The sequence below is a fragment of the Enterococcus sp. LX10 genome, assembly GCF_023539285.1.
GTDB classification, from domain to species: Bacteria; Bacillota; Bacilli; order Lactobacillales; family Enterococcaceae; genus Enterococcus; species Enterococcus faecalis.
On record NZ_CP092784.1, the window covers coordinates 2,244,940 to 2,266,078 of the forward strand.

Genomic DNA, 21,139 nt, shown 5'->3' on the forward strand with positions numbered 1-21,139 from the left:
TTGAGAATTTTATGATTATCATTCTCAATTAGAAATAGCGAGATAACTTTTTAAATAACATAAAAAAGAAAGAGAATCATTAAAAGAACTTGCTTTTTAATGATTCGCTTTCTTTTTGTGAAGACATTCTTTAACTATCTAAAATAATCGTTTCTTTCTCTTTGGTAATTAAAATAACTCCATCACCAAGAGGAACTAAAGTAGAAGTTAAATCAGGATGCGCCATGACTACATCTAAAAATTGGTTTAATTTACGATGAATCGCTCGATTTTTTTTCGGTACTTCCTCAGCAGGGTCTAAAATTGTCCCAGCTTGAAATACATCATCCACCATTAAAACGCCGCCAACTGGCAGCAACCGTAAACATTCAGGTAAAAATTCAATGTATTTTGATTTGGCACTATCCATAAAAATAAAGTCATAAGGTCCTTCCAACGTTGGTAGAATCTCAGCTGCTTGTCCTTCTAAAAGAGTGACCTTTTCTTCTAAGTCTAGGCGTTGGTAGGTTTTCTTCGCTTTTTTTATCATTACGTCAAAACGATCAATCGTGGTCACGTGACCATCTTCACCAACAAATTGGGCCATCAAGCTTGAAGAAAAACCAATTGCTGCCCCGATTTCTAAAATATTTTTAGGCTTTAGTTGTCCTAGCAAAAATTGTAGAAAAACTACTGTTTCGTGCGGAATAATCGGCACCCCTGCTTCATTGGCTTCTGCCTCCACTGCACCTAATTCTCCGGGAAGTTTCTTTTGTTTTGTACGCATATACTCAACCAATTCTGGTTTAACGACTGGTCGATGCATCATTTCGTTTCTCATCACTTTCGCTCCTTTTCGTCCCTTTATTATACGAAGTCCTTGTTCCTCTGTAAAGGATTGAAATAGGATTCTTAGTATTTGTTTGAAAATAACCTACACATTCTTAACTTCCTAGCTAAGTGCGGATTACTTTTTGTAAGCACATTTTTTCTTTGTTTCCGCTATTTTTTATTAAGTTTTAATTAGAAAACGTCAAAAAGTAGCCCTCAAGAACATACTTATTGATTTTTTCTCGTTATTTCTTATAAAAATACTTCTACATATGTTAATATTTTCCCTTAAATCACTCTCAATTCTTGCTATTTCAAGCCCCAAAACAAGCCTATAACCTTGCTAAAATAAGAAACGTCAAATTTTACTACTTTGTCTGTAAAAATTTGGTATCACAAAAGAAAGGAAATCTTGTATACTCTTTACAGATAGTGATTTATAGTGAAGCACATAACCAAATTCCCGGACTTGACTTGGTTCAAGTACATATGCAGGCGAGCTATTTGATAGTTCCCTGATAAAAATCGTTTCGACGATTTTGCACATAGTACTACCTTTCTAAAAGCTAAAAATTATTTTTTAGCTAGAAAAAAGACAACCGTTTGAAACGGCTGTCTTTTTTTAATAAATTAACCCAAGCAAATCTTCTTTTTCGATATTGCCAAAGTATTTTTTAACGTCAATTTGATCAATGGCTTCTTCTAAAGAAGCTTTATCATATTTCACGCCGGTTAAAATATCTTCAACATCTTTAATTTCACCAAGCCCAAAGAAGTCCCCAAAGATTTTAATTTCTTGAATGGCACCATCTGCCACATTCATTTTCATTTCAATTGAACCAATTGGGAAACGATGGCGACGTTCTAAGTTAAATGCAGGTGATTTACCATAATTCCAATCCCAATTGCGATAGTATTGCTCTGAAATTTTGTTAATAGCCGCCCAGTCTTGATCAGTTAATTCATACGTTTTAACTTGGTCGATCGAATCTACGCCGAAAATTTTCAAAAGAATTTCTTGGCGGAATTCTTCCGTTGTCATCTCTTGTTTATCTTCAGATAAAAATGGTTTAATGTTTGTTACCCGTGAACGAACAGACTTGATACCTTTAGATTCGATTTTATCTTTCCGTACTTTCAATGTATTTACAACTTCATCAATATCACTATCAAACATTAAGGTTCCATGTGCAAACATGCGGCCGTTGGTAGCGTACATCGCATTTCCTGAAAACTTCATATCATTAATCACTAGGTCATTGCGCCCTTTTAATTCGGCACCTTCAACGCCTAAGTCGTGCAATGCTTGAATAATTGGTTGGGTAACTTTCGCAAAATCACGGAAAGAGTTGCCGTCATCTGGCATAATAAAACTAAAATTCAAATTACCATGATCATGATAAACGGCGCCGCCGCCACTTAAGCGACGAACAACATGAATGCCGTGCTCATCTACATATTCTTTGTTAATTTCTTCAATTGTGTTTTGGTTACGGCCAATAATGATTGACGGCTCGTTAATGTAAAATAAAAGGATGGGCTCATCTAAAGGCATTTCTGTTAACAAATATGTTTCAATTGCTAAATTCACTCGTGGGTCATTATTTTCATTCGGTACAAAAATCACAATCGGTTCTCTCCCTTGGTATAGTTACTTTTTTAAATCTCAACTGTTAAATCTGGTTGGGCTAATGTCACTGGAATTTCCGTTCCAGCATAGTTTTGCGCTTCTTCACGTAGTTGTTCCAATGACCCATGTTGTGGTAAATGGGTCAACATCAATTGTTTGACTTGTGCGGCTTTGGCAATTTCACCTGCTTCTCTTGACGTAAAATGTGCATGATGTCGTTCATTACCTTCAAATAAGTACGTATCCGCTAAGAATAAATCCGCGTCTTTTGCAAAGTCTTCAAAACTTGCTAAGTAACCAGAGTCTCCTGTAAAGACAAAGACTTTGCCGGTCGCTTTTTCAACAATCCGCATCGCGTAACAAGTGACAGGATGAATCGTTTCCATGAAAGTAATTAAAAATGGTCCTACTGCCAACTCTTCTGCTTCAAAATACTCTTTCCCTTCGGAAACGTTAGGAAGCGTTAGTTCTTTGAAATGCATTTGATCTTGTGTATGGCCATATATTGGCAAAATAGGAGTCGGTTCCAGCGTTGGATAAAGCTGACGATAATATTGTAAAACACCTAAATCTGCGATATGGTCATGATGGTAATGCGACAGAATGACAGCATCTAATTTCAATGGATCTAGATAGTTTTCTAAACGCACTAATGTCGTACTGCCTGCATCAATAAGCAAATGAAAGCCTTCAGATTCTAACAAATAGGAACTCGTTCCTTCTCCTTTGTATGGATAAGCACCTAAACAGCCTAAGACAGTCAATTTCATGTGTGGACAACCTCCTTCAATACGATACTTCCATGTTACCATAAAATAACGGAAAAACGAGGTTAAAACGCTTAAATTTTCACAAAAAGACAAAGAAAAAACCTGAACCCTTTGTCGAGATAACAAAGGATTCAAGCTTCTTTTTTATTCTTCGGCTAAACCTTTTTCTTCTAAGGCAGTTTGATAAAAACTAGCTAACGCTACATGGTTATAAGGAATCACCCATAATAGACCGATACCAATAGCTAAAAAGCCCACAATATACCAACCAATAAAAGAAAATTGTAAACATAAATATTGCCAAAAACGATTTTTCATTAAATATAACGACTGTTTCAACGCCATCATAATTGGCAGTTCTGGATTATCAAAACGTAGCCACACAGCAAATTGAAAAACGCCACTCACAAACAAACCAATTAAAAAGATCAAGATAGTGGCAACGCCAAACGCTAGGAAAAAGGAAAAATCATTTAAGAAAAAGGTTTGGATTTCCTCTGGTGTAACTGTACTAAACATCAATTTGAAATACAAGGTTGTCCCTGCACCAAATAAAATTGGTAACAAAAATAACAAACCAATTACACGTTCAAGTACTTTTTGAAGTAGGTTGACCACGAATAGCGGACCATAATATTTTCCTTGAAAAACACTCATTAAAATATTGACCCGCACCTTTTCACCACGCAACACCTTCAAGGCTGCGTAATATAGCGCATAACTTAACGCGAATAAAACAAAAATTTGCAGTAATACTGCGGCAAAACTACTTTGAAAAACTTGATTTTCACCAGAAAATAAATTTTGCACAATCGATGTTAAGAAGCTCTGTAAAACCACTCCTAAGAAAGTTAACCAAGCCATGATCCCCCATTGCCCATCAAGGGCTCTGCGAGCATTGGCACGATGTTGCGAATTTGTTACTAAACTTTTCATTCATTCCATCCTTTCTGAAACTAATAACTAGTCAATTTAGCGACTGTTTCTTTATCTAGACGTTTCACCACTTCTGTGACTAATTTGACTGTGTTGAAATAATCATCTTCATGAATAACTGAGGTATGTGAATGCAGATATCTAACAGGCACCGTGATGGCTAATGATGGAATCCCATTGCGTGTTAAATGCATGCGGCCAGCATCCGTACCTCCCCCTGTAATCACTGTATATTGGAAGGGAATGTTATTTTCTTCCGCCACTTGAATAACAAAATCACGTAATTTTTTATGCGGAATCATTGATGCATCATAAATCAAAATTTGTGGTCCTTCACCTAAAACAGAGTCGGCTTCTTTAGGTGTCATTCCTGGTGTGTCACCAGCTGTTCCTGTGTCTAAAGCAAACGCTATGTCTGGATTCACAAGATGCGTACTTGTTTGCGCACCGCGTAGCCCGACTTCTTCTTGCACATCACTGCCTGCAAATAAAATATTGGGGTGCCCTTCTGTCGCTAAATTTTCTAAAACTTTTAATGAAACGGCCGTACCAATTCGGTTATCCCACGCTTTTGCCAATAAAAATTTTGTATCATTCATGCGACGATAGTCAATATATGGTGTCACCATATCCCCTGGATGAATCCCCCATTCTGCAACTTGTTGATCGCTACTTGCACCAATATCAATAAACATATCTGCAATCTCATAGGGTTTGTTACGAACTTCCGCTGTTAACACATGCGGTGGTTTAGACCCAATGACACCATGGTAAACCTTACCAGTCGTAGTTTTAATCTGAACTTGTTGGGCCAACATCACTTGCCCCCACCAACCGCCAACGGTTTGAAATTTTAAAAAGCCTTTTTCTGTGATTTGGGTAACCATGAAACCGACTTCATCCATATGCCCAGAAATGTAGACTTTTGGTCCTTCTTTATCACCAACATTTTTTGCAATAATACTGCCAAGACCATCATATAAAAATTTATCCGCATACGGTGCTGCATACTTTTTAAATAACGAACGTACTTCGTCTTCATTCCCAGCAATCCCTTTAGCACTTGTTAAATCAATTAACATTTTTTCTTCTTTTGCATCCATAAAAATAACTCCCCTCAAAAACCAATTTTATCCATTATACCACGAACTAAAAAAATACTTACAAAAAATAAATTGAGCAACGTTCTCCACTAAAAATAAACGAAAAAACAGCCTGCACGCTCGTTATTCAACGGCAGGTACAGGCTATTTTCATTGTTACGAAGCGCTTCTAGTCCGCTTCAAATACTTGGTACTTAATCCATCTTGCCTTCTTAAAATTGAGGTAAGACCAATGGATTTTGTTGTTGCCAATCTGTCTGATAAAAACGATCATCAATTTGATACGCTAACTTTTTAGACGCAGGTTGTTTCATAAATTCATCTACTTGACGATCAACAGCGAGCCAACCACGCCAACCTAAATGAATCGTGTCCGCCATAAAGTAACGTTCATTACTACATGTTGAGAAGTCAGCAATGTTAGTAAAGCCTTGCTCTTGAAGTTGATATTTCAGCTTGCGTGCTACTTGTTGCAACATATCTTGTGACAAGCCCGTATAGTCCGACCAACGTTTGTTAACAGGTGGGATTACAAATAAAACATCGACATTTTTTTCTGCTAACTGTTCTAACGCAGCTTGGAAATCACCATATTCTGGAGAAAAACGATAATCCCATTTCTTTTGTGAATGAGCTAATTTCGGTAAAACTGGTTTAATCCGTTGGCGATAAAAACCGTTACTAATTTCAAATTTATTATTATTTATGGCTTTTGCCGCAATTTTTCCAGCTAGCTGATCTAATTCATTAAAATTATACGTAGCGGGTAATTGTTTCATATCTTTTTCAACAATTGGTTCTCTGCTAACCATGCCAATTTGGCTAAACAATTCATCCTCACGATTCAAGAAACGGAGATTCATTATAAAATAATCTCGTTGAGAGCGTTGGGGAAGTTGCCCTGCCTGCAGATTTGCCAAAGTTTCCATTAAGACTTTGTCTTTTTGAACAACTGGAAATTTGGTCAAACGTTGTGCTAGATATTGGTCACCGCTGGTTAATTCGGTTAAATTAGCTAACCATTGGTAGGTTTGTAATTGTGAATAGTGTGCACCAAAACTATCATTAGGTACACCCTTTTTGACAAACCATTGCGGAGATAAAATAAAGACCGCTTTTTTATTGGCGATCGCATCGCCCATCGAATGAATGACCATCGCTTGGGTTAATGACTGTGTGCCCGCTTCTCCTAGTAAAAACGGTCGGTAGTTCCGTTGATACTTTTCAGAGAGCACACTAGGGTGGAAAGCACTAAATCGACTTAATTCAGAAGAGCCAAAAAAAGGAACATATTTACCAGAAGCCACTGCTTTGTTTTTAATCACATTGCCTTTTAAAACGTTCGGTGCCATTGACGTTGATGCTTCCTTCAACGTTTTTTCGGAAGTTAAATTGATTCTGAACGGTGCAAAAAAGAACACTGCAACCAAGACCGCTGAACAAAGCACTGGACCTAAGATTCTGATTAGTCGTTTTTTTCTAGACATTATTGTAAAGCTTCCACTTGTTGAATGATTTGTTTTGGTGTTCCCCATACTTCACGGTCAAAGTCTGATACAGGAACTTGGATTCCTAATTGTCCTTCAATTTCTACTAATAATTGAACCGTTGCTAAAGAGTCCAATAATCCTTCTTCAAATAATTGAATGTCTTGATTGTTCACAACTTCGTCTGTTCCTGTAATATCTTCTAAAATGTTTAATACTGTTTCTTGAATGTTCATTGTAAATTGCCCCTTTATATTTTTATTTTTGTTTATTTAAACCATAGTTTGTCTAAAAATCCTGAGAAAATCAGGAAGCTGACACAAACCGCTTGGAAAGTTAAAAAGACTGCAAATGCATGTGTAAATTTGTTTGATGGTATCTTGTCTTTATGTTTTTTCTTAAAACGTAGCCAAGCATCTGTCACACAAATTAGCGTTGCATGGTAGAGCCCATAAGCGATGTAGAACCACGTTAATCCATGCCAAATGCCCATGATTAAGAACAACGCAAAGTAACCAATATTAGAAGTCACAATCCGACTCTTAAAGACTTTCTTTTTCATTAAGAAAAACATTAAGCGCATGTAAATGTAATCACGGAACCAAAAAGATAAGGTCATGTGCCAACGATTCCAGAATTCTTTAATATTCCAACTTAGGAACGGTTTGTTAAAGTTCATTGGTGTATCATAGCCCATTAAATAACTTGTGCCAACGGCCAGTAAACTATAGCCTGCGAAATCAAAGAATAGATACAAACTGTAATTATACATATAGCCGACTGTCCACCAAGATAAACCACCTTGTGCCAAGGCCATTTTTTCCACATGTGGTAAAAAGACACCACCAAGATAATGACTGATAATAAACTTATATAAAAATCCTAGAAATAAATAAAAAATTCCTTTTTCTAAAAAGTCTAAATATTTCTCCGCACTCGGCGGGTTTTTCAAATCTTTTTCAAAGCGCCGATAACGATCGATGGGTCCTGAAGAAATAGTCGGGAAAAACAAGAGAAACTGAATGTAACGAAACGGATGATATTCTTTCATTACGCCATCCCGTAAATCCATGACCACTTGGACCGCTTTAAAGGTTAAATAAGAAATCCCTAAAAAGCCAAGTAAGGTTGTTTTGCCTGTCATGAAGGGAGAAACTTTCACCCAAACAAGTGGTAATATAGCTAAAAAGACAGCCAGATAAAAGACCCAACCTGCATTTTTATTTTTTCGATAAGCCGCATAGCCCCACGTTAGTAACGTTTGATAAATAACATATACAATCAGAGCGACTCCTTGTTGCCAAAATTCGCCACCAAAACTGATATATAGAAAGACCAGTGTCACGAGTGTTTGGTACCAAGGCCAACGTGTCCCTTTAATGGCTAAGGTTAAAATCATTGGCAACAGAGCCGCAATTAGCAGAACGAAGTAATACGGTGCATTATAGGGAATCATATGAGGAAAATTCATCATGTGGCATTCACCTCATTCATCAACCCTTTCCGATCAATTTTGCCATTGCTTGTCAAAGGTAATTGTTCAACATATACAAATTTTTGTGGAATCATGTAGTCCATTGTCAACGTGGCTAATTCTTGTTTAATTGCCTTAGTTAATTGAAAATCACTTGAAAATTCATGTGCTTGCGGAACGACATAGGCAATTAATTGTTGGACTTTATTTCCTTGATATTTCGGCACAACAACTGCTTGTTTCACGTAGGAAACATTCGTTAAGTGATGATCCACTTCTTCTAACTCAATGCGGTAGCCATGCAATTTAATTTGAAAATCTAAGCGTCCCTCATACTGCAATAGGTTATCGACTAACTTTCCAGCATCGCCTGTGCGATAAGCTGGTACGCCATCTAATTGGAAAAAAGCTTCAGCTGTTTTCGCAGGATTATTTAGATAGCCTTTGGAAACACTTGGTCCAGCAATGACGATTTCACCAATTTCACCTGCAGGTAATTTTGACATGCCTTCCATAATATAAATTTGCGTATCCTCTTTCACATACCCGATTGGTAAACGTTGAACACTTTTTAAAACTTCTTGAGTGATTTCAATGGCACTAATCGCTACAGTCGCTTCTGTCGGCCCATACGTATTATAAATATGCGCAGTTGGGAAACGAGCGGCTAATTTCTCAGCCGTTGGTTTTGGTAATTCTTCTCCACAGAATAAAAACGTGCACAGTGCTGGTAGATGTTCACCATCGAAGCTTGGTTCCATTAGACACAATTCAATAAAGGACGGTGTTGAAACCCAGACGTCGATTGTTAATTGTGGCAAACGCGTAAATAATTGTTTAAAATCGTTAATGATTTCATTGGGTAACGGAGTTAATGAGCCGCCTAACGCCAATGCGGGATAAATAGACATCACCGATAAATCAAACGAATAAGGTGCCTGTGCTAAAAAGCGGGCCCCTTCTTCTAAACCAAAATCTCGCAACAACCAATTCGTAAAGCTAACTAAATTATCATGGCTGATTTGCACACCTTTTGGTACGCCAGTTGTCCCTGAAGTGAAAATGATATAGTAATTACTTGCTCCTGTGACAGGCGTCAACGCAGGCGCATGTCGAGGTGCATGCATCATCATTTCTGTTAATTCTTCCGCCGTAATTACTGGCACTTCGGTGGCTAACTCAGGCCATTCATGCACAGCAATCACTGCGGTTGGTTTGGCTACGTTTAGAATTAGTTCAATGCGTTCTTTTGGTGTATGTGCATCAATGGGGATATAGCTAAAACCAGCTTTCGATGCGCCTAGAAAACTCACAATCATTTCAAAATCTAATTCTCCGTATACGACAATCGCTGACTTGTCCGTTTTCAGCTCAGCTAAATAAGCGGCTAGATTGTCTGACTTTTCTTTTAACTCTCCATACGTAGAGACTTTTTCTTCGGTTAAATAAACAGGACGTTGGGGTTCTTTACGTGCCCATTCATCAATCGTTTGAATCATATTAATTACTTTTTCCATGTATAGCCGCCTCCTTAAAACTCGTTATAAATGAAGGTTCCTCCATTGATATTCTTGTAATGATAAAGATAAATTAATGCAATGACAATGAAAGAATAAAATAACGTTTTACCGATGAATTTAAGACTTTCGTTATTGAGAATTTTCTGAAAAGTTGTTTTCATTATCATTCACCTCCTAAGGTTAATCGCTATCCATTATTTTATGCTATATTTCAGCAAAGTCCATTGAAATTTCTTACAATTTAATAAAAAAACTAACAATTTCGTCACTTCTTAAATTTTCATGATTTTCATAAAGGGAGCTCTCATAATTTTTTCGCATAAAGAAACTGTAAAAACCGCTTCACAACGGCTTTTACAGTTTTTTAAAAATGGATGTGTCGAATCATCCGCGCATAAATGGCAGACGTTAAAATATAAAAAATTAGATAAACAATTATTAAGATTCCACAAGAAAGATATACTAACAAATATCCTGGACTCTTAATAAATTGGCTTAACAAATAAATAGCAAAGGTGGTATGCAAAATCCCAATGACCATCGGCGGAAAGAAAATCAAACTATTCTGTCGATAAATTTGCTTAGTTATCGCTTTACTAGAAACACCCATCCGTTTTAAAGTCACGTAATCTTGACGCTCACTTACAGCTGAAAACAGTTGTCGTAACATCAAAATACTGCCCGTAATAAACAACGCTAAAATCGCCACAAACATGGAGACATATAAAGTCAAGCCGTTAATTTTTCGTTCATAGCGTAAAGAGGCGTAGCGATCATTCATATTTAGCCGCCAAGTTTCTGTGACATCATCTTGCGTATTCTTTGCCTCTTCGTTAGGCATTTGTTTGGCAAAACCACTCAACTGCTGGTTGTTTTTTTCATACTTATACAAAATTGGCGTTTGCCATTCTGTGGCAATCTGTTTATTTACGGCTTCATAAAGTTTTTCACGGCTTTTCGTGTCAACATTTACGGCGTTAATCTGATATTGAATGGAATTTTTTGTCACTTTCTGATAAAGGGCATCGGAAACGACAATCGTTGGTAAGGAATATTGCAGTAAAAAATTGCCTAAATAGTTTGGCAGCACTTGTTGTAGTTGTGCCGTCTCTCCTTCAACAAATTGCAGTTTCGCGCCATAACGAGACATACCACTTAAGATATTGGTAAAGCTATCCATATAGATTACACTTTGGTCATTTTTTAAATGCAGATCTTTCAAATAAGGATTAATTTTTTGATAGTTACGATAATTGGAGAAGGATAAAACATTAACTGCTTCAATCGTTTCTTGTTCCTCTGGCGCTTGACCAATTCGCAAGGTGCGTTCAATTCCAGTAATTTTATAAGAAAGTGTCACTTCATTTTTTATTTTGGTGTCCTTCGCTTCATCGAGAACTTTCTTCAATTTAGGATAGCTTTCCTGTGAAACTAAAAAGTCCACGGGGCCATCACTGTTGACCGTGTGCATACTAATCGTATACACAAAAACCATCACGCCGATTCCACTCAAGGCTGTCGCAATTAATAAGGTCAAACCAGTGAGTGTTTTGCTACTTTTAAATAAGTAGCGTTTGGCATTGCCTAAAGTAATCATGCGTAAATCTTGGTAATACCATTTTTTTCTATGATTAAATAAGCGAATGATAAAATACATGGTATAACGGAAAAATAAATAAGTTCCCACCACACATAGACCCAAAATGATAAAAGGGGTCAACGTAATAATCATTGGAATCGAGATATCCAATGAATCATTTAATTGTTTATACACAATACCTGTCGCTAAATTCCGAAAATCAAACGCAATAAAATAACCGGCCAGTAAACAAATAGGACCTAAAATACCTAGAAACTGCCGCCGTTTCGTTAAACGACTATAATTAATTTGACCAATTTTTTCTTGGTGCATAAGCTGCGACAATGGATAACGATAAATCATCCAAATACTTCTTAAGCAGACAATCAGAATCATAAATGCAAAAGCTACACCGGTTTCAATAACGGAACGCCAAGAAATATAGAAGAAACTGGGCACTTCTAAAAACATAACTTTGGCTAAAATCATTGAAAACAACTTGGTGAAAATCACTCCTAAAATAATCCCATTAATTAGTGAAACAAAGCCTAAAACTAAATTTTCCACTAAAAAAATTAGTGAAACTTGGCTCTTTCTCAAGCCAATTAATCGATACAATCCAATTTCTTGGCTACGTTTGCCTATAAAAAAGCGATTTGCTGCCAACATAAAGCCTAAAATAATAATGGTGACTAAGGTACTACCGAGTCCTAAAGATCGCTTAATTTCGATATCACGGCCTGCACCTGCGACAAGAGGCTGGTTGTAAGCAATCGCACGGAAACAATAATAAACGACCGCTGCAAAAGTCATACTAATGTAATAAACTAGATAATTAGGTACATGAGCTTTTAAATTTTTTAATGATAGTTTAAAAATCATTTGCGCGCCCGCCTCCACCAATCGTTGCTTGCATATCTATCACACGATTAAAAAATTCCTTACGTGATCCTTGACGAACAACTTCTGAGAAAATCGCACCGTCTTTAATGAACAAGATGCGATTGCAAAAACTGGCCGTGTACGGGTCATGTGTCACCATCAAAATTGTGGCATCATCATGTAGATTAATTTCAGCTAAATATTTCAACAATTCTGTTGCTGATTTTGAATCCAGCGAGCCAGTTGGTTCATCTGCAAAAATAATTTTAGGGTTCGTAATCAAAGCACGAGCAGCTGCTACCCGTTGTTTTTGTCCCACAGATATCTCTGGTGGATAAGCAGATAAAAGCTCCTGAATCCCCAAAATCGAAGTCACATGTAACAAACGTTTATCCATTTCTTCTAATGAAACTTTTTCTACAGCTAAAGGCAACAGAATATTGTCCTTCACATTTAACGTATCAATTAAGTTAAACGATTGAAAAATAAACCCCATTTCGTTTCTCCGAAAATCACTTAATTGATTATCTCGCATTTTCAAAATATCTTGTCCGGCGATGCGCACGATTCCTGCGGTTGGCAAAATAATCGAGGATAAGACATTCAACAGTGTCGATTTCCCGGCACCACTGGGACCCATAATCCCCACAAATTCACCTTCATCAACGGTAAACGAAATATTATCTAATACTTCTGTTTTATTATTTAAACGACCATATGTCTTGCTGACATGGTTTACTTCTACAATTTTTTTCATTTTTCTCGCTCCAACGTTTTGTTATTACTCTTATTTTACCAAGAAAAAATCTGAATGAACATCGTTTTATCTTACAATATCGTTCGGTAGTCAAAGAATAATTGGCATTTCGTGAATAAATCTGCAAACAATTATTATTTAATAATTGTTATTTTTTAGTGTTGCTTTTAGCAATTTGGCAAAAAACTCTTTTCTGTTTTTTAATTTTGACAAAGAATTTTTTTCACGCAAAAAAATTTGCTCAATCCTTTTCTTCATTTGTTTTCATATTTTTTCAAAACAGCACAAGCACAATATATAGTGTTTGTCTAGTGATATTTTACTAAAAATACGCAATATATCGATTGAATTTAGCCGACCTTTGTATTAGGATAGTTACTAACGAGATATAAGGAGCTGGATAAAATGATGAAGATTACTGATGAAAAAGCCGAGGATGTTAATCTCTCAACAATTAAAGTCGTCAAACGAGATGGTCGTTTAGTGACTTTCGATGATCAAAAAATATACGACGCTTTGATCAAAGCTGAACAAAAAATACATGACCAAGTCACTCCTTTGACACATCAAAAAGTCCAATCGATTGTTGCCGATGTCAATCGAGAAATTGCCGAACGTTTTACCAATAACGTAAAAATTTATGAAATTCAAAATATTGTGGAACATACTCTGCTATCCAACAATGAGTATGCCTTAGCCGAAGAATACATTCATTACAGAACCCAACGTGATTTTGAGCGTAGTAAAGCAACTGATATTAATGTATCTATCGGCAAATTAATTAATAAAGATCAGACTGTCGTGAACGAAAATGCCAACAAAGACAGTGACGTTTTTAATACGCAACGTGATCTAACCGCTGGGATTGTTGGAAAATCAATTGGTTTAAAGATGTTGCCTTCACACGTGGCTAATGCCCATCAAAAAGGCGACATTCATTATCACGATTTAGATTATCATCCATATACGCCCATGACAAACTGCTGTTTAATTGATTTTAAAGGCATGCTAAACAATGGCTTTAAAATTGGGAACGCTGATGTCGAATCACCAAAATCAATTCAAACGGCCACTGCACAAATTTCTCAAATTATTGCCAATGTAGCTTCCAGTCAGTATGGTGGTTGCTCTGCCGATCGGATTGATGAATTATTAGCGCCTTTTGCGGAACGTAATTATGAAAAACATTTAGCAGATGCGCAAGAATGGATTGAAGGAGAAGAACGCCAAAAAGCATTCGCTCAGAAGAAAACGAAAAAAGATATTTTTGATGCCATGCAAAGTCTTGAGTATGAAATTAATACCTTATTTACTTCCAATGGACAAACCCCTTTTACTTCTCTGGGATTTGGTTTAGGTACCAACTGGTTTGAGCGAGAAATTCAACGGGCGATTTTACAAATCCGAATTAATGGTTTAGGGATTGAAAAACGAACAGCTATTTTCCCAAAACTAATTTTCACAATTAAACGAGGCGTCAATGCGCAACCTACTGATCCAAACTACGATATTAAACAACTGGCACTGGAATGCGCAACGAAACGCATGTATCCTGATGTTTTAAACTATGATAAAATCGTTGAACTAACAGGTAGTTTTAAGGTACCAATGGGCTGTCGTTCCTTTTTACAAGGCTGGAAAGACGAACAAGGTGAAGAAGTAAATGTTGGCCGAATGAATTTAGGCGTTGTGACCTTGAACTTACCAAGAATCGCTTTAGAAGCGCAAGGAAGTCAAGAAAAGTTCTGGCAAATTTTAAATGAACGTTTAGCGATCGTTAAAGATGCTTTGGTTTATCGTGTTGAACGTGTTAAAGAAGCTAAACCAGCGAATGCACCGATTTTATACATGTATGGTGCATTTGGAAAACGTTTAGCTACACAGGATGCCGTAGATGAACTGTTTAAAAACAAACGTGCCACGGTTTCACTTGGCTATATTGGCTTGTATGAAGTGGCTTCTGCCTTTTACGGCGGTGCTTGGGAGGACAATCAAGAGGCCAAAAACTTTACACTGGATATTTTAAAAGAACTGAAAAAAAATGCCGACAACTGGGGCAACGAATACGGCTATCATTTTAGTGTCTACTCTACACCGAGCGAAAGCTTGACTGACCGTTTTTGCCGTTTAGATACTGAAAAATTTGGCATCGTCGAAAATATTACAGATAAAGAATATTACACAAATAGTTTCCATTATGATGTACGCAAAAATCCAACGCCTTTTGAAAAACTTGATTTTGAAAAGGATTATCCAAAATACTGTTCTGGTGGTTTTATCCACTACTGTGAATACCCCATGTTACAGCAAAATCCCAAAGCACTTGAAGCTGTCTGGGATTACGCTTATGACAAAGTTGGCTATTTAGGAACCAATACGCCAATTGATCATTGTTATGCCTGTGGTTTTGAAGGGGACTTCCATCCAACTGAACGTGGCTTTGAATGTCCAGAATGTGGCAATCATGATCCTAAGACTTGTGATGTCGTTAAACGGACTTGTGGTTATTTAGGTAACCCGCAAGCTCGCCCAATGGTACACGGTCGTCACAAAGAAATTTCCTCTCGTGTGAAACATTTAAAAAATTAAACTCGATTATTCTATAGAAAGAAGTTTTGCTGATGCGTAATCCGAAACCACAAGAATGGAAAACCGAAGACTACAGCCAAAAAAAGATTGCCGATTACAAAGCGTTCAACTTTGTTGATGGCGAAGGTGTACGCAATAGTTTATATGTGAGCGGCTGTCTCTTTGCTTGTGAAGGTTGTTTTAACAAAGCTGTCCAAAATTTCAATTACGGTACGCCGTTTACAGAATCTTTAATGAATCAAATTATTGAAGATTTGTCCCATGACTATGTCCAAGGTTTGACTCTTTTGGGTGGTGAACCTTTTCTGAATACAGATGTTTGTCTTAGTGTAGTCAAACGTGTGCGGGAAACATTTGGCTCAGCCAAAGATATCTGGTCTTGGTCAGGGTATACCTTTGAAGAACTACTTTTAGAAACGCCTGATAAGCTTGAACTACTCCATTCAATTGACATTTTAGTTGATGGGCGCTTTGAACTGGCAAAACGTAATTTAAATTTACAATTTCGTGGCAGTAGTAATCAACGGATTATTGATGTACCCAAATCACTTGCTGCTGGCAAAGCTGTTATTTGGGAAAAATGTCATGACGCCGAAACGTCTTATGAACAAATCAAAAAATCAATTTAAAAAAGTTAGCCCTTTAGCCATCTCTTGAGGATGTGGCTAAAGGGCTAACTTTTTTCCCATAAAGGTAAAACAATGTTTTCATACGCTAGTGGATCTAAATTCGTTAAAGTAATGCCTAATAAACGGATTCCTTGTTCTAAACCTAGAATATCTTCCCAAATTAAATTCGCTTGATAGAAAAGTTCTTCTTTTTTTGAAATATATTCAGGTAATGTCACACGTTTCGTAATCGTCGTATAGTCAGTATAACGAACTTTCAGGACTACTGTTTTGCCATGCTTTTGCACTCGTTGCAATGCACGCTCAACCCCTGCTGCTAATTGTCTCAATTGAGCCGTAACCTGCTCTTCCGTCGTTAAAGGGGTGCCGTAAGTATGTTCCTTGCCTACCGACTTACGATCTCTAGTCACTTGAACTGGCGCATCATGGATACCACGGACTTTACGATACAATGAATAACCCATTTTACCGAATAACCGAATCAACGTCATCTCATCTTGCTTGTATAAATCTGCTCCAGTAAAAATCCCTAGTTCATGCATTTTAGGCACTGTTTTTTTGCCGATTCCGTGGAAATCTTCAATCGGTAATGCTTTCAAAAAATCTTCGGCCTCTTCTGGTAAGACAACCGTCAGGCCCTTTGGTTTCTGGAAATCTGATGCTAACTTGGCTAAAAACTTATTGTAACTAACACCTGCCGAGCAAGTTAACTGCAATTCATGCCAAATATCATATTGAATCATTTTCGCAATTTTAATAGCCGACTTACTGTTGACCTTATTTTCAGTTACATCTAAATACGCTTCGTCAATAGATACTGGTTCAATCACATCTGTATAGCGGCGAAAAATTTCACGGATTTCTTGAGAAATTTCACTATATTTCTGATAATTACCTGGCTTAAAAATGGCACTTGGACATAGTTCATACGCCTTTTGAGCACTCATAGCCGAGTGAATACCGTACTGTCGAGCAATATAATTCGCTGTGGTCACCACTCCTTTGCCCCCAGTATCACTTGGATGGCGCGCAATAACTAACGGATGTCCTACTAACTCTGGATGATCTCGTTCTTCAACTGAAGCAAAAAACGCGTCCATATCTATATGTATAATTTTTCTCGACGTATCTTTTTTTAAGGGAAAACGTAATTCGCTCATCATTTTGATTCGCCTCCTCCTTCCATTATATACGAACGTCCGTTCTTTTTCAAATTGAAACTTCTTTATTTCAACCAGAAAAAACTGAAAATCCGTGAAGTTATAAACACAGATTTCCAGCTTTTTAATTAAACGACCAATTGTTTTTGTTGATTATAGTAGCCTTTATAGGCAAGATAAGTTGCAATTACTGAACCAATACTTGTTGCTGATAGCAACATAAAGGTCACCATAATCTGATATTTTATCGCATGGACAGGATCAACGCCCGCAAAAATCAAGCCTGACATCATCCCAGGTAAACTAACAATTCCGACAGTTTTGGCAGAATCAATCGTCGGCGCCATCCCGGTTTTCACACTTTGTTGGATGATTGGTAAAGAGGCGAGTTTGATAGTTGCACCTAATGCTAGTTTCTCCATTACCGCTTGCCGTTGGTTTTGAAAAAGAGTATCTAAATTGCGATAGCATAAACCAATTGCCACCATCGAATTGCTGGCAATCATCCCACTGATAGGAATGATTTGAGAAGGAATAAATTTAATAGAACCAGAAAAAATCAAAATACCAATGGTAATTCCTGTACTACAACCAATCGCAATGAAAGAAATCAAAAAGCCCTTTTGTAATTGCTGGCTGCGTTTTTTTGCATTAAAGGCTGCGTTGGAAACAATCACCAAAACCATGATGAGCGTTAAAATCAGGTTATTGACTTGAAAAACATATTTTAATAAATAGCCGACTGCGACTAATTGAATGACTGCTCGAATCACACTAATAATAATATCTTTGGTAAAACCTAATTTTTCTTTAGTACTAATAATTAATGCGACCACCACTAGCATGGCTGAAAAAAATAAGGATAAATTATTAACTGCTAAATCCATCTGTCGGCGCCACCTTTCCTGCTACAATACGAATCACTTGCTGTGCTTGCTGAATTTCTTCGGTATCATGCGTAACACGAACCAGCGTGACTCCTTGCTCTTTGTTTAATTGGTTTAACAATTGATTGACAATTTGTTTGCTTTCTTCATCTAATCCCGTTGTAACTTCGTCTAATAATAAAACATCTGGTACAAAAATAATGTTTCGTAGCAAAGCAACCCGTTGTCGCTCACCACCAGAGAGTTCAGCTATTTTCTTTTCAAGATAAGCAGCGGGCAATTTCACTTGTTGGAGCAATGCCACGACTTTTTCCTGATTAAACGCTTCTTGTCTGACGGTAAATGGAAATAATAAATTATCATACACGGTTTCACCAAATAAAGTTGGCTGCTGAAAACAATAAGAAACCTTTTGGCGGTATGTTTCGATTGGCATTGTAGTAATTGGCGCTTCTTGATAAAAAATTTCGCCTTCTGTGGGACTTAATAATGAAGATAAAATTTTTAAAAATGTACTTTTCCCGCTACCTGAAGGACCAACAATTGTTGTATTGCTGCCTGTTTCAAATGACAAATCAATATCAGAAAGAATGCTACGACCATTTACTTGATAAGACACGCCTTCTGCTCGCAATAAATTACTCATGTTTCTCTCCTTTTTTAAATGGAATGATATTCTTTATATACTTCTTGTTTTTTTACATTTCTCAATTTGGCCACTTCTTTGATCGCCTCTTTGGAACTCCGTCCCTCTTCCTCCATTAAAACTTGTACATGTTCTTTGAGGGAAATAGCTGGCATTGCTGCTATTGTCTCTTTCTCACCAGTAAATCCGCTAACTAATAAACAACACTCGCCTTTTAGCGTATTTTCTGCTAAATATTCTGTTAGTTCTCCTAAGGTACCTCGTAAATACTCTTCGTGAAGTTTCGTTAATTCTCGACAAATCACAGCAGGGCGTTCTTGACCATAGACTTCAGCAAACGTTGCGACCGTTTTAGCAATCCGATAGGGGGACTCATAAAAAATCTGTGTTGGCCGTTCTTCTTTTAATGCTGATAACACGTCTTTCTGTTCCTTTTTCTTTCTTGGTAAAAAACCATAAAACGTAAATGGCTGTGGTAAAAGACCCGAGGCAATCAAGGCGGTCATTCCTGCCGTAGGTCCTGGCAAGGCAATCACTGCCAGTTCTTCTTCAAGACATGCTGTAACCAATTCATGACCAGGATCACTAATTGAAGGCATACCTGCATCGCTAACTTGGGCAATCGTTTCACCATTCAGCAATCGTGTAATCAGTTGAGGAATTCGCTCTTTGTAATTATGTTCGTGTAAACTAATTTGTGGTGTTGTAATCTCAAAATGATTTAGCAATTTTTGTGTGTTTCTTGTGTCCTCACTAGCAATCACCGTTGCTTCTTTCAATATGTTTAAACAACGAATACTCATATCTTCTAAATTGCCGATCGGTGTTGGGACAAGATACAATTTTCCTTTTGTTGTTTGCTTATCAAAACTTTTCTGTTTTTGCATAGCGCATCCCTCATTTTCCTTTTTCGTTCTATAAATAGATAAAGGTTTGATTTGACAATCGATTGACTGTCAAACCAAACCTTTCCTTTTTATTTGCAGTGTCCACTAGACTTAACGCGTACGTTCCCCATAAATAACATCAAGACAAAAGGCACATTCTTCATCATTTTCACGTCTTGAACCATATAAAATATTGCAGACATGGAAGCCCTCTTCATAAAGTTTTTCCAAATTCATACGTGATTTTGATAGCTCTTGTTTTTCAGTTTCAGTTGTATTTCCTGCTAACTTATTCAGTTCTTGGAGATGCTCCCGTAAGCGTTGGTTTTCGATTTCCAACGTGGTATTTTTTTCTACCAACTCATGGAGTGCTGCTTTAATTTCTCTTAATTGTGTCACGGAACTGTCTAAATCAGTTTCCAACGAATTTAATCCATCATAGAGCGAACGTTTATCCATTTTGATCACCTTTTTCAGCAGCAACTTTCGCAGTAGCTTCTTTGATTTCTTCGTAATCATAATCCGCTGCGATTTCACGACCATGCAGACGAACTTTGACAATCCGACTTAATAGATTCAACCCGACGACTTTACCTTTGCCATCTGGTGTTATTACTTCTTTTCCATAATCTGGTAATTCTTTTTTAGCGGCTTCATATTCGTCGTTTTCGTATTTCAAACAACACATTAAGCGGCCACATAATCCCGAAATTTTGACAGGATTTAAAGATAACCCTTGATCTTTAGCCATTTTGATTGAAACTGGCATAAAATCTCCTAGAAATGTTGAGCAACATAGTTGTCTGCCACAAGGGCCAATGCCACCTAATATTTTCGCTTCATCTCGGACACCAATTTGACGTAACTCAATTCGCGTCCGGAAAATAGCCGCTAAGTCTTTGACTAATTCACGAAAATCAATTCGCCCATCTGCCGTAAAGTAAAAAATCATTTTGCTACGATCGAAGGTATATTCTACTCGCACTAATTTCATTTTTAAGTCATGAGCTCGAATTTTTTCATTGGCAATGCTTTTGGCAGCTTCTGCATCAGCCAAATTTTTTTGTTCTTTTTCTAAATCATTGGCTGTTGCTTTATTTAAAATGGGTTTTAGGTCCTCTGGTAAATCGTCTGAATCGACTGTTTTTTTAGGAATAGCAACAGTAGCTAATTGTTTTGACTGTTGAGATTCAACGAGTACTTTCTCATTATAAATATACTCAGATTTTCCAGGAGCAAAATAATAGATATGACCGGCTTCACGGAAGCGAACTCCTACTACTTCTACCATTTTATTCCTCCTAATCTAGTTCAAGTGAACGTCGCTTCAATCGGTTAAGGAACTTGCTGAAACAGCTAAGTTCCTACTATATTATGAAACTGAATGCCACTT

20 protein-coding genes are annotated in these 21,139 nt (G+C 37.1%); 2 read left to right on the forward strand and 18 right to left on the reverse strand.

The window, feature by feature from the left end; all coding sequences use genetic code 11:
* Positions 1 to 130: 130 nt before the first annotated feature.
* The 12 genes from MKZ30_RS10525 to MKZ30_RS10580 form a co-directional block, all read right to left on the reverse strand.
* On the reverse strand, positions 131 to 820 hold the full coding sequence (locus tag MKZ30_RS10525) for an O-methyltransferase (RefSeq protein ID WP_002381418.1): 690 nt from the start codon (positions 818 to 820) through the stop codon (positions 131 to 133).
* 612 nt (positions 821 to 1,432) lie between these two features.
* On the reverse strand, positions 1,433 to 2,437 hold the full coding sequence (gene lplA, locus MKZ30_RS10530) for a lipoate--protein ligase (RefSeq protein WP_002356394.1): 1,005 nt from the start codon (positions 2,435 to 2,437) through the stop codon (positions 1,433 to 1,435).
* 32 nt (positions 2,438 to 2,469) lie between these two features.
* On the reverse strand, positions 2,470 to 3,210 hold the full coding sequence (locus tag MKZ30_RS10535) for an MBL fold metallo-hydrolase (protein ID WP_002356393.1): 741 nt from the start codon (positions 3,208 to 3,210) through the stop codon (positions 2,470 to 2,472).
* 144 nt (positions 3,211 to 3,354) lie between these two features.
* Positions 3,355 to 4,146, reverse strand: a complete 792-nt coding sequence (locus MKZ30_RS10540) for a DUF975 family protein (RefSeq protein WP_249958763.1) — start codon at positions 4,144 to 4,146, stop codon at positions 3,355 to 3,357.
* A 20-nt stretch (positions 4,147 to 4,166) separates the two neighbouring features.
* Positions 4,167 to 5,249, reverse strand: coding sequence for a M42 family metallopeptidase (locus MKZ30_RS10545; protein WP_002367214.1), 1,083 nt, complete (start codon positions 5,247 to 5,249; stop codon positions 4,167 to 4,169).
* A 212-nt stretch (positions 5,250 to 5,461) separates the two neighbouring features.
* Positions 5,462 to 6,736, reverse strand: a complete 1,275-nt coding sequence (gene dltD, locus MKZ30_RS10550) for a D-alanyl-lipoteichoic acid biosynthesis protein DltD (protein WP_002356390.1) — start codon at positions 6,734 to 6,736, stop codon at positions 5,462 to 5,464.
* Positions 6,736 to 6,972, reverse strand: coding sequence for a D-alanine--poly(phosphoribitol) ligase subunit DltC (dltC, locus tag MKZ30_RS10555; RefSeq protein WP_002356389.1), 237 nt, complete (start codon positions 6,970 to 6,972; stop codon positions 6,736 to 6,738). The genes dltD and dltC overlap by 1 nt, the downstream gene beginning before the upstream one ends.
* A 32-nt stretch (positions 6,973 to 7,004) precedes the next feature.
* The gene (gene dltB / locus MKZ30_RS10560) at positions 7,005 to 8,210 is read right to left on the reverse strand and encodes a D-alanyl-lipoteichoic acid biosynthesis protein DltB (RefSeq protein WP_002382500.1); all 1,206 of its coding nucleotides are present in this window, start codon (positions 8,208 to 8,210) and stop codon (positions 7,005 to 7,007) included.
* The gene (gene dltA, locus MKZ30_RS10565; protein ID WP_010816723.1) at positions 8,207 to 9,727 is read right to left on the reverse strand and encodes a D-alanine--poly(phosphoribitol) ligase subunit DltA; all 1,521 of its coding nucleotides are present in this window, start codon (positions 9,725 to 9,727) and stop codon (positions 8,207 to 8,209) included. Before dltA ends, dltB begins: the two co-directional genes overlap by 4 nt.
* Before the next feature lie 14 nt (positions 9,728 to 9,741).
* Positions 9,742 to 9,891 (reverse strand): teichoic acid D-Ala incorporation-associated protein DltX, encoded by a 150-nt coding sequence (locus tag MKZ30_RS10570; protein WP_002356384.1) that lies wholly within the window; start codon positions 9,889 to 9,891, stop codon positions 9,742 to 9,744.
* 203 nt (positions 9,892 to 10,094) lie between these two features.
* Complete coding sequence (locus MKZ30_RS10575) at positions 10,095 to 12,191, reverse strand: FtsX-like permease family protein (protein ID WP_002419276.1); 2,097 nt, start codon at positions 12,189 to 12,191, stop codon at positions 10,095 to 10,097.
* On the reverse strand, positions 12,181 to 12,948 hold the full coding sequence (locus MKZ30_RS10580) for an ABC transporter ATP-binding protein (protein WP_002356382.1): 768 nt from the start codon (positions 12,946 to 12,948) through the stop codon (positions 12,181 to 12,183). Before MKZ30_RS10580 ends, MKZ30_RS10575 begins: the two co-directional genes overlap by 11 nt.
* Before the next feature lie 405 nt (positions 12,949 to 13,353).
* On the opposite strand from MKZ30_RS10580, the gene nrdD reads away from it, so the two are divergent.
* Positions 13,354 to 15,537 (forward strand): anaerobic ribonucleoside-triphosphate reductase, encoded by a 2,184-nt coding sequence (gene nrdD / locus MKZ30_RS10585; RefSeq protein ID WP_002382497.1) that lies wholly within the window; start codon positions 13,354 to 13,356, stop codon positions 15,535 to 15,537.
* 32 nt (positions 15,538 to 15,569) lie between these two features.
* Positions 15,570 to 16,166, forward strand: coding sequence for an anaerobic ribonucleoside-triphosphate reductase activating protein (nrdG, locus tag MKZ30_RS10590; protein WP_002356379.1), 597 nt, complete (start codon positions 15,570 to 15,572; stop codon positions 16,164 to 16,166).
* A gap of 44 nt (positions 16,167 to 16,210) precedes the next feature.
* Here the strand turns inward: nrdG and dinB are convergent, their stop codons facing one another.
* From dinB to MKZ30_RS10620, 6 genes are all read right to left on the reverse strand, one after another.
* Positions 16,211 to 17,326: a DNA polymerase IV gene (gene dinB / locus MKZ30_RS10595; protein WP_023894966.1), complete on the reverse strand. Its 1,116-nt coding sequence runs from the start codon at positions 17,324 to 17,326 to the stop codon at positions 16,211 to 16,213.
* A gap of 128 nt (positions 17,327 to 17,454) precedes the next feature.
* Positions 17,455 to 18,213: an ABC transporter permease gene (locus MKZ30_RS10600; protein WP_002356377.1), complete on the reverse strand. Its 759-nt coding sequence runs from the start codon at positions 18,211 to 18,213 to the stop codon at positions 17,455 to 17,457.
* Complete coding sequence (locus MKZ30_RS10605; RefSeq protein WP_002356375.1) at positions 18,197 to 18,859, reverse strand: ABC transporter ATP-binding protein; 663 nt, start codon at positions 18,857 to 18,859, stop codon at positions 18,197 to 18,199. The genes MKZ30_RS10600 and MKZ30_RS10605 overlap by 17 nt, the downstream gene beginning before the upstream one ends.
* A 14-nt stretch (positions 18,860 to 18,873) precedes the next feature.
* A complete protein-coding gene (gene rsmI, locus MKZ30_RS10610) occupies positions 18,874 to 19,746 on the reverse strand; it encodes a 16S rRNA (cytidine(1402)-2'-O)-methyltransferase (RefSeq protein ID WP_002359438.1) in 873 nt (290 codons plus the stop codon).
* Between the two features lie 111 nt (positions 19,747 to 19,857).
* Positions 19,858 to 20,205 carry a DNA replication initiation control protein YabA gene (locus MKZ30_RS10615; RefSeq protein ID WP_002356372.1) on the reverse strand — a complete coding sequence of 116 codons (348 nt, stop codon included), beginning with the start codon at positions 20,203 to 20,205 and terminating at the stop codon, positions 19,858 to 19,860.
* Complete coding sequence (locus tag MKZ30_RS10620; protein ID WP_002356371.1) at positions 20,198 to 21,037, reverse strand: PSP1 domain-containing protein; 840 nt, start codon at positions 21,035 to 21,037, stop codon at positions 20,198 to 20,200. The genes MKZ30_RS10615 and MKZ30_RS10620 overlap by 8 nt, the downstream gene beginning before the upstream one ends.
* Positions 21,038 to 21,139: the final 102 nt, after the last annotated feature.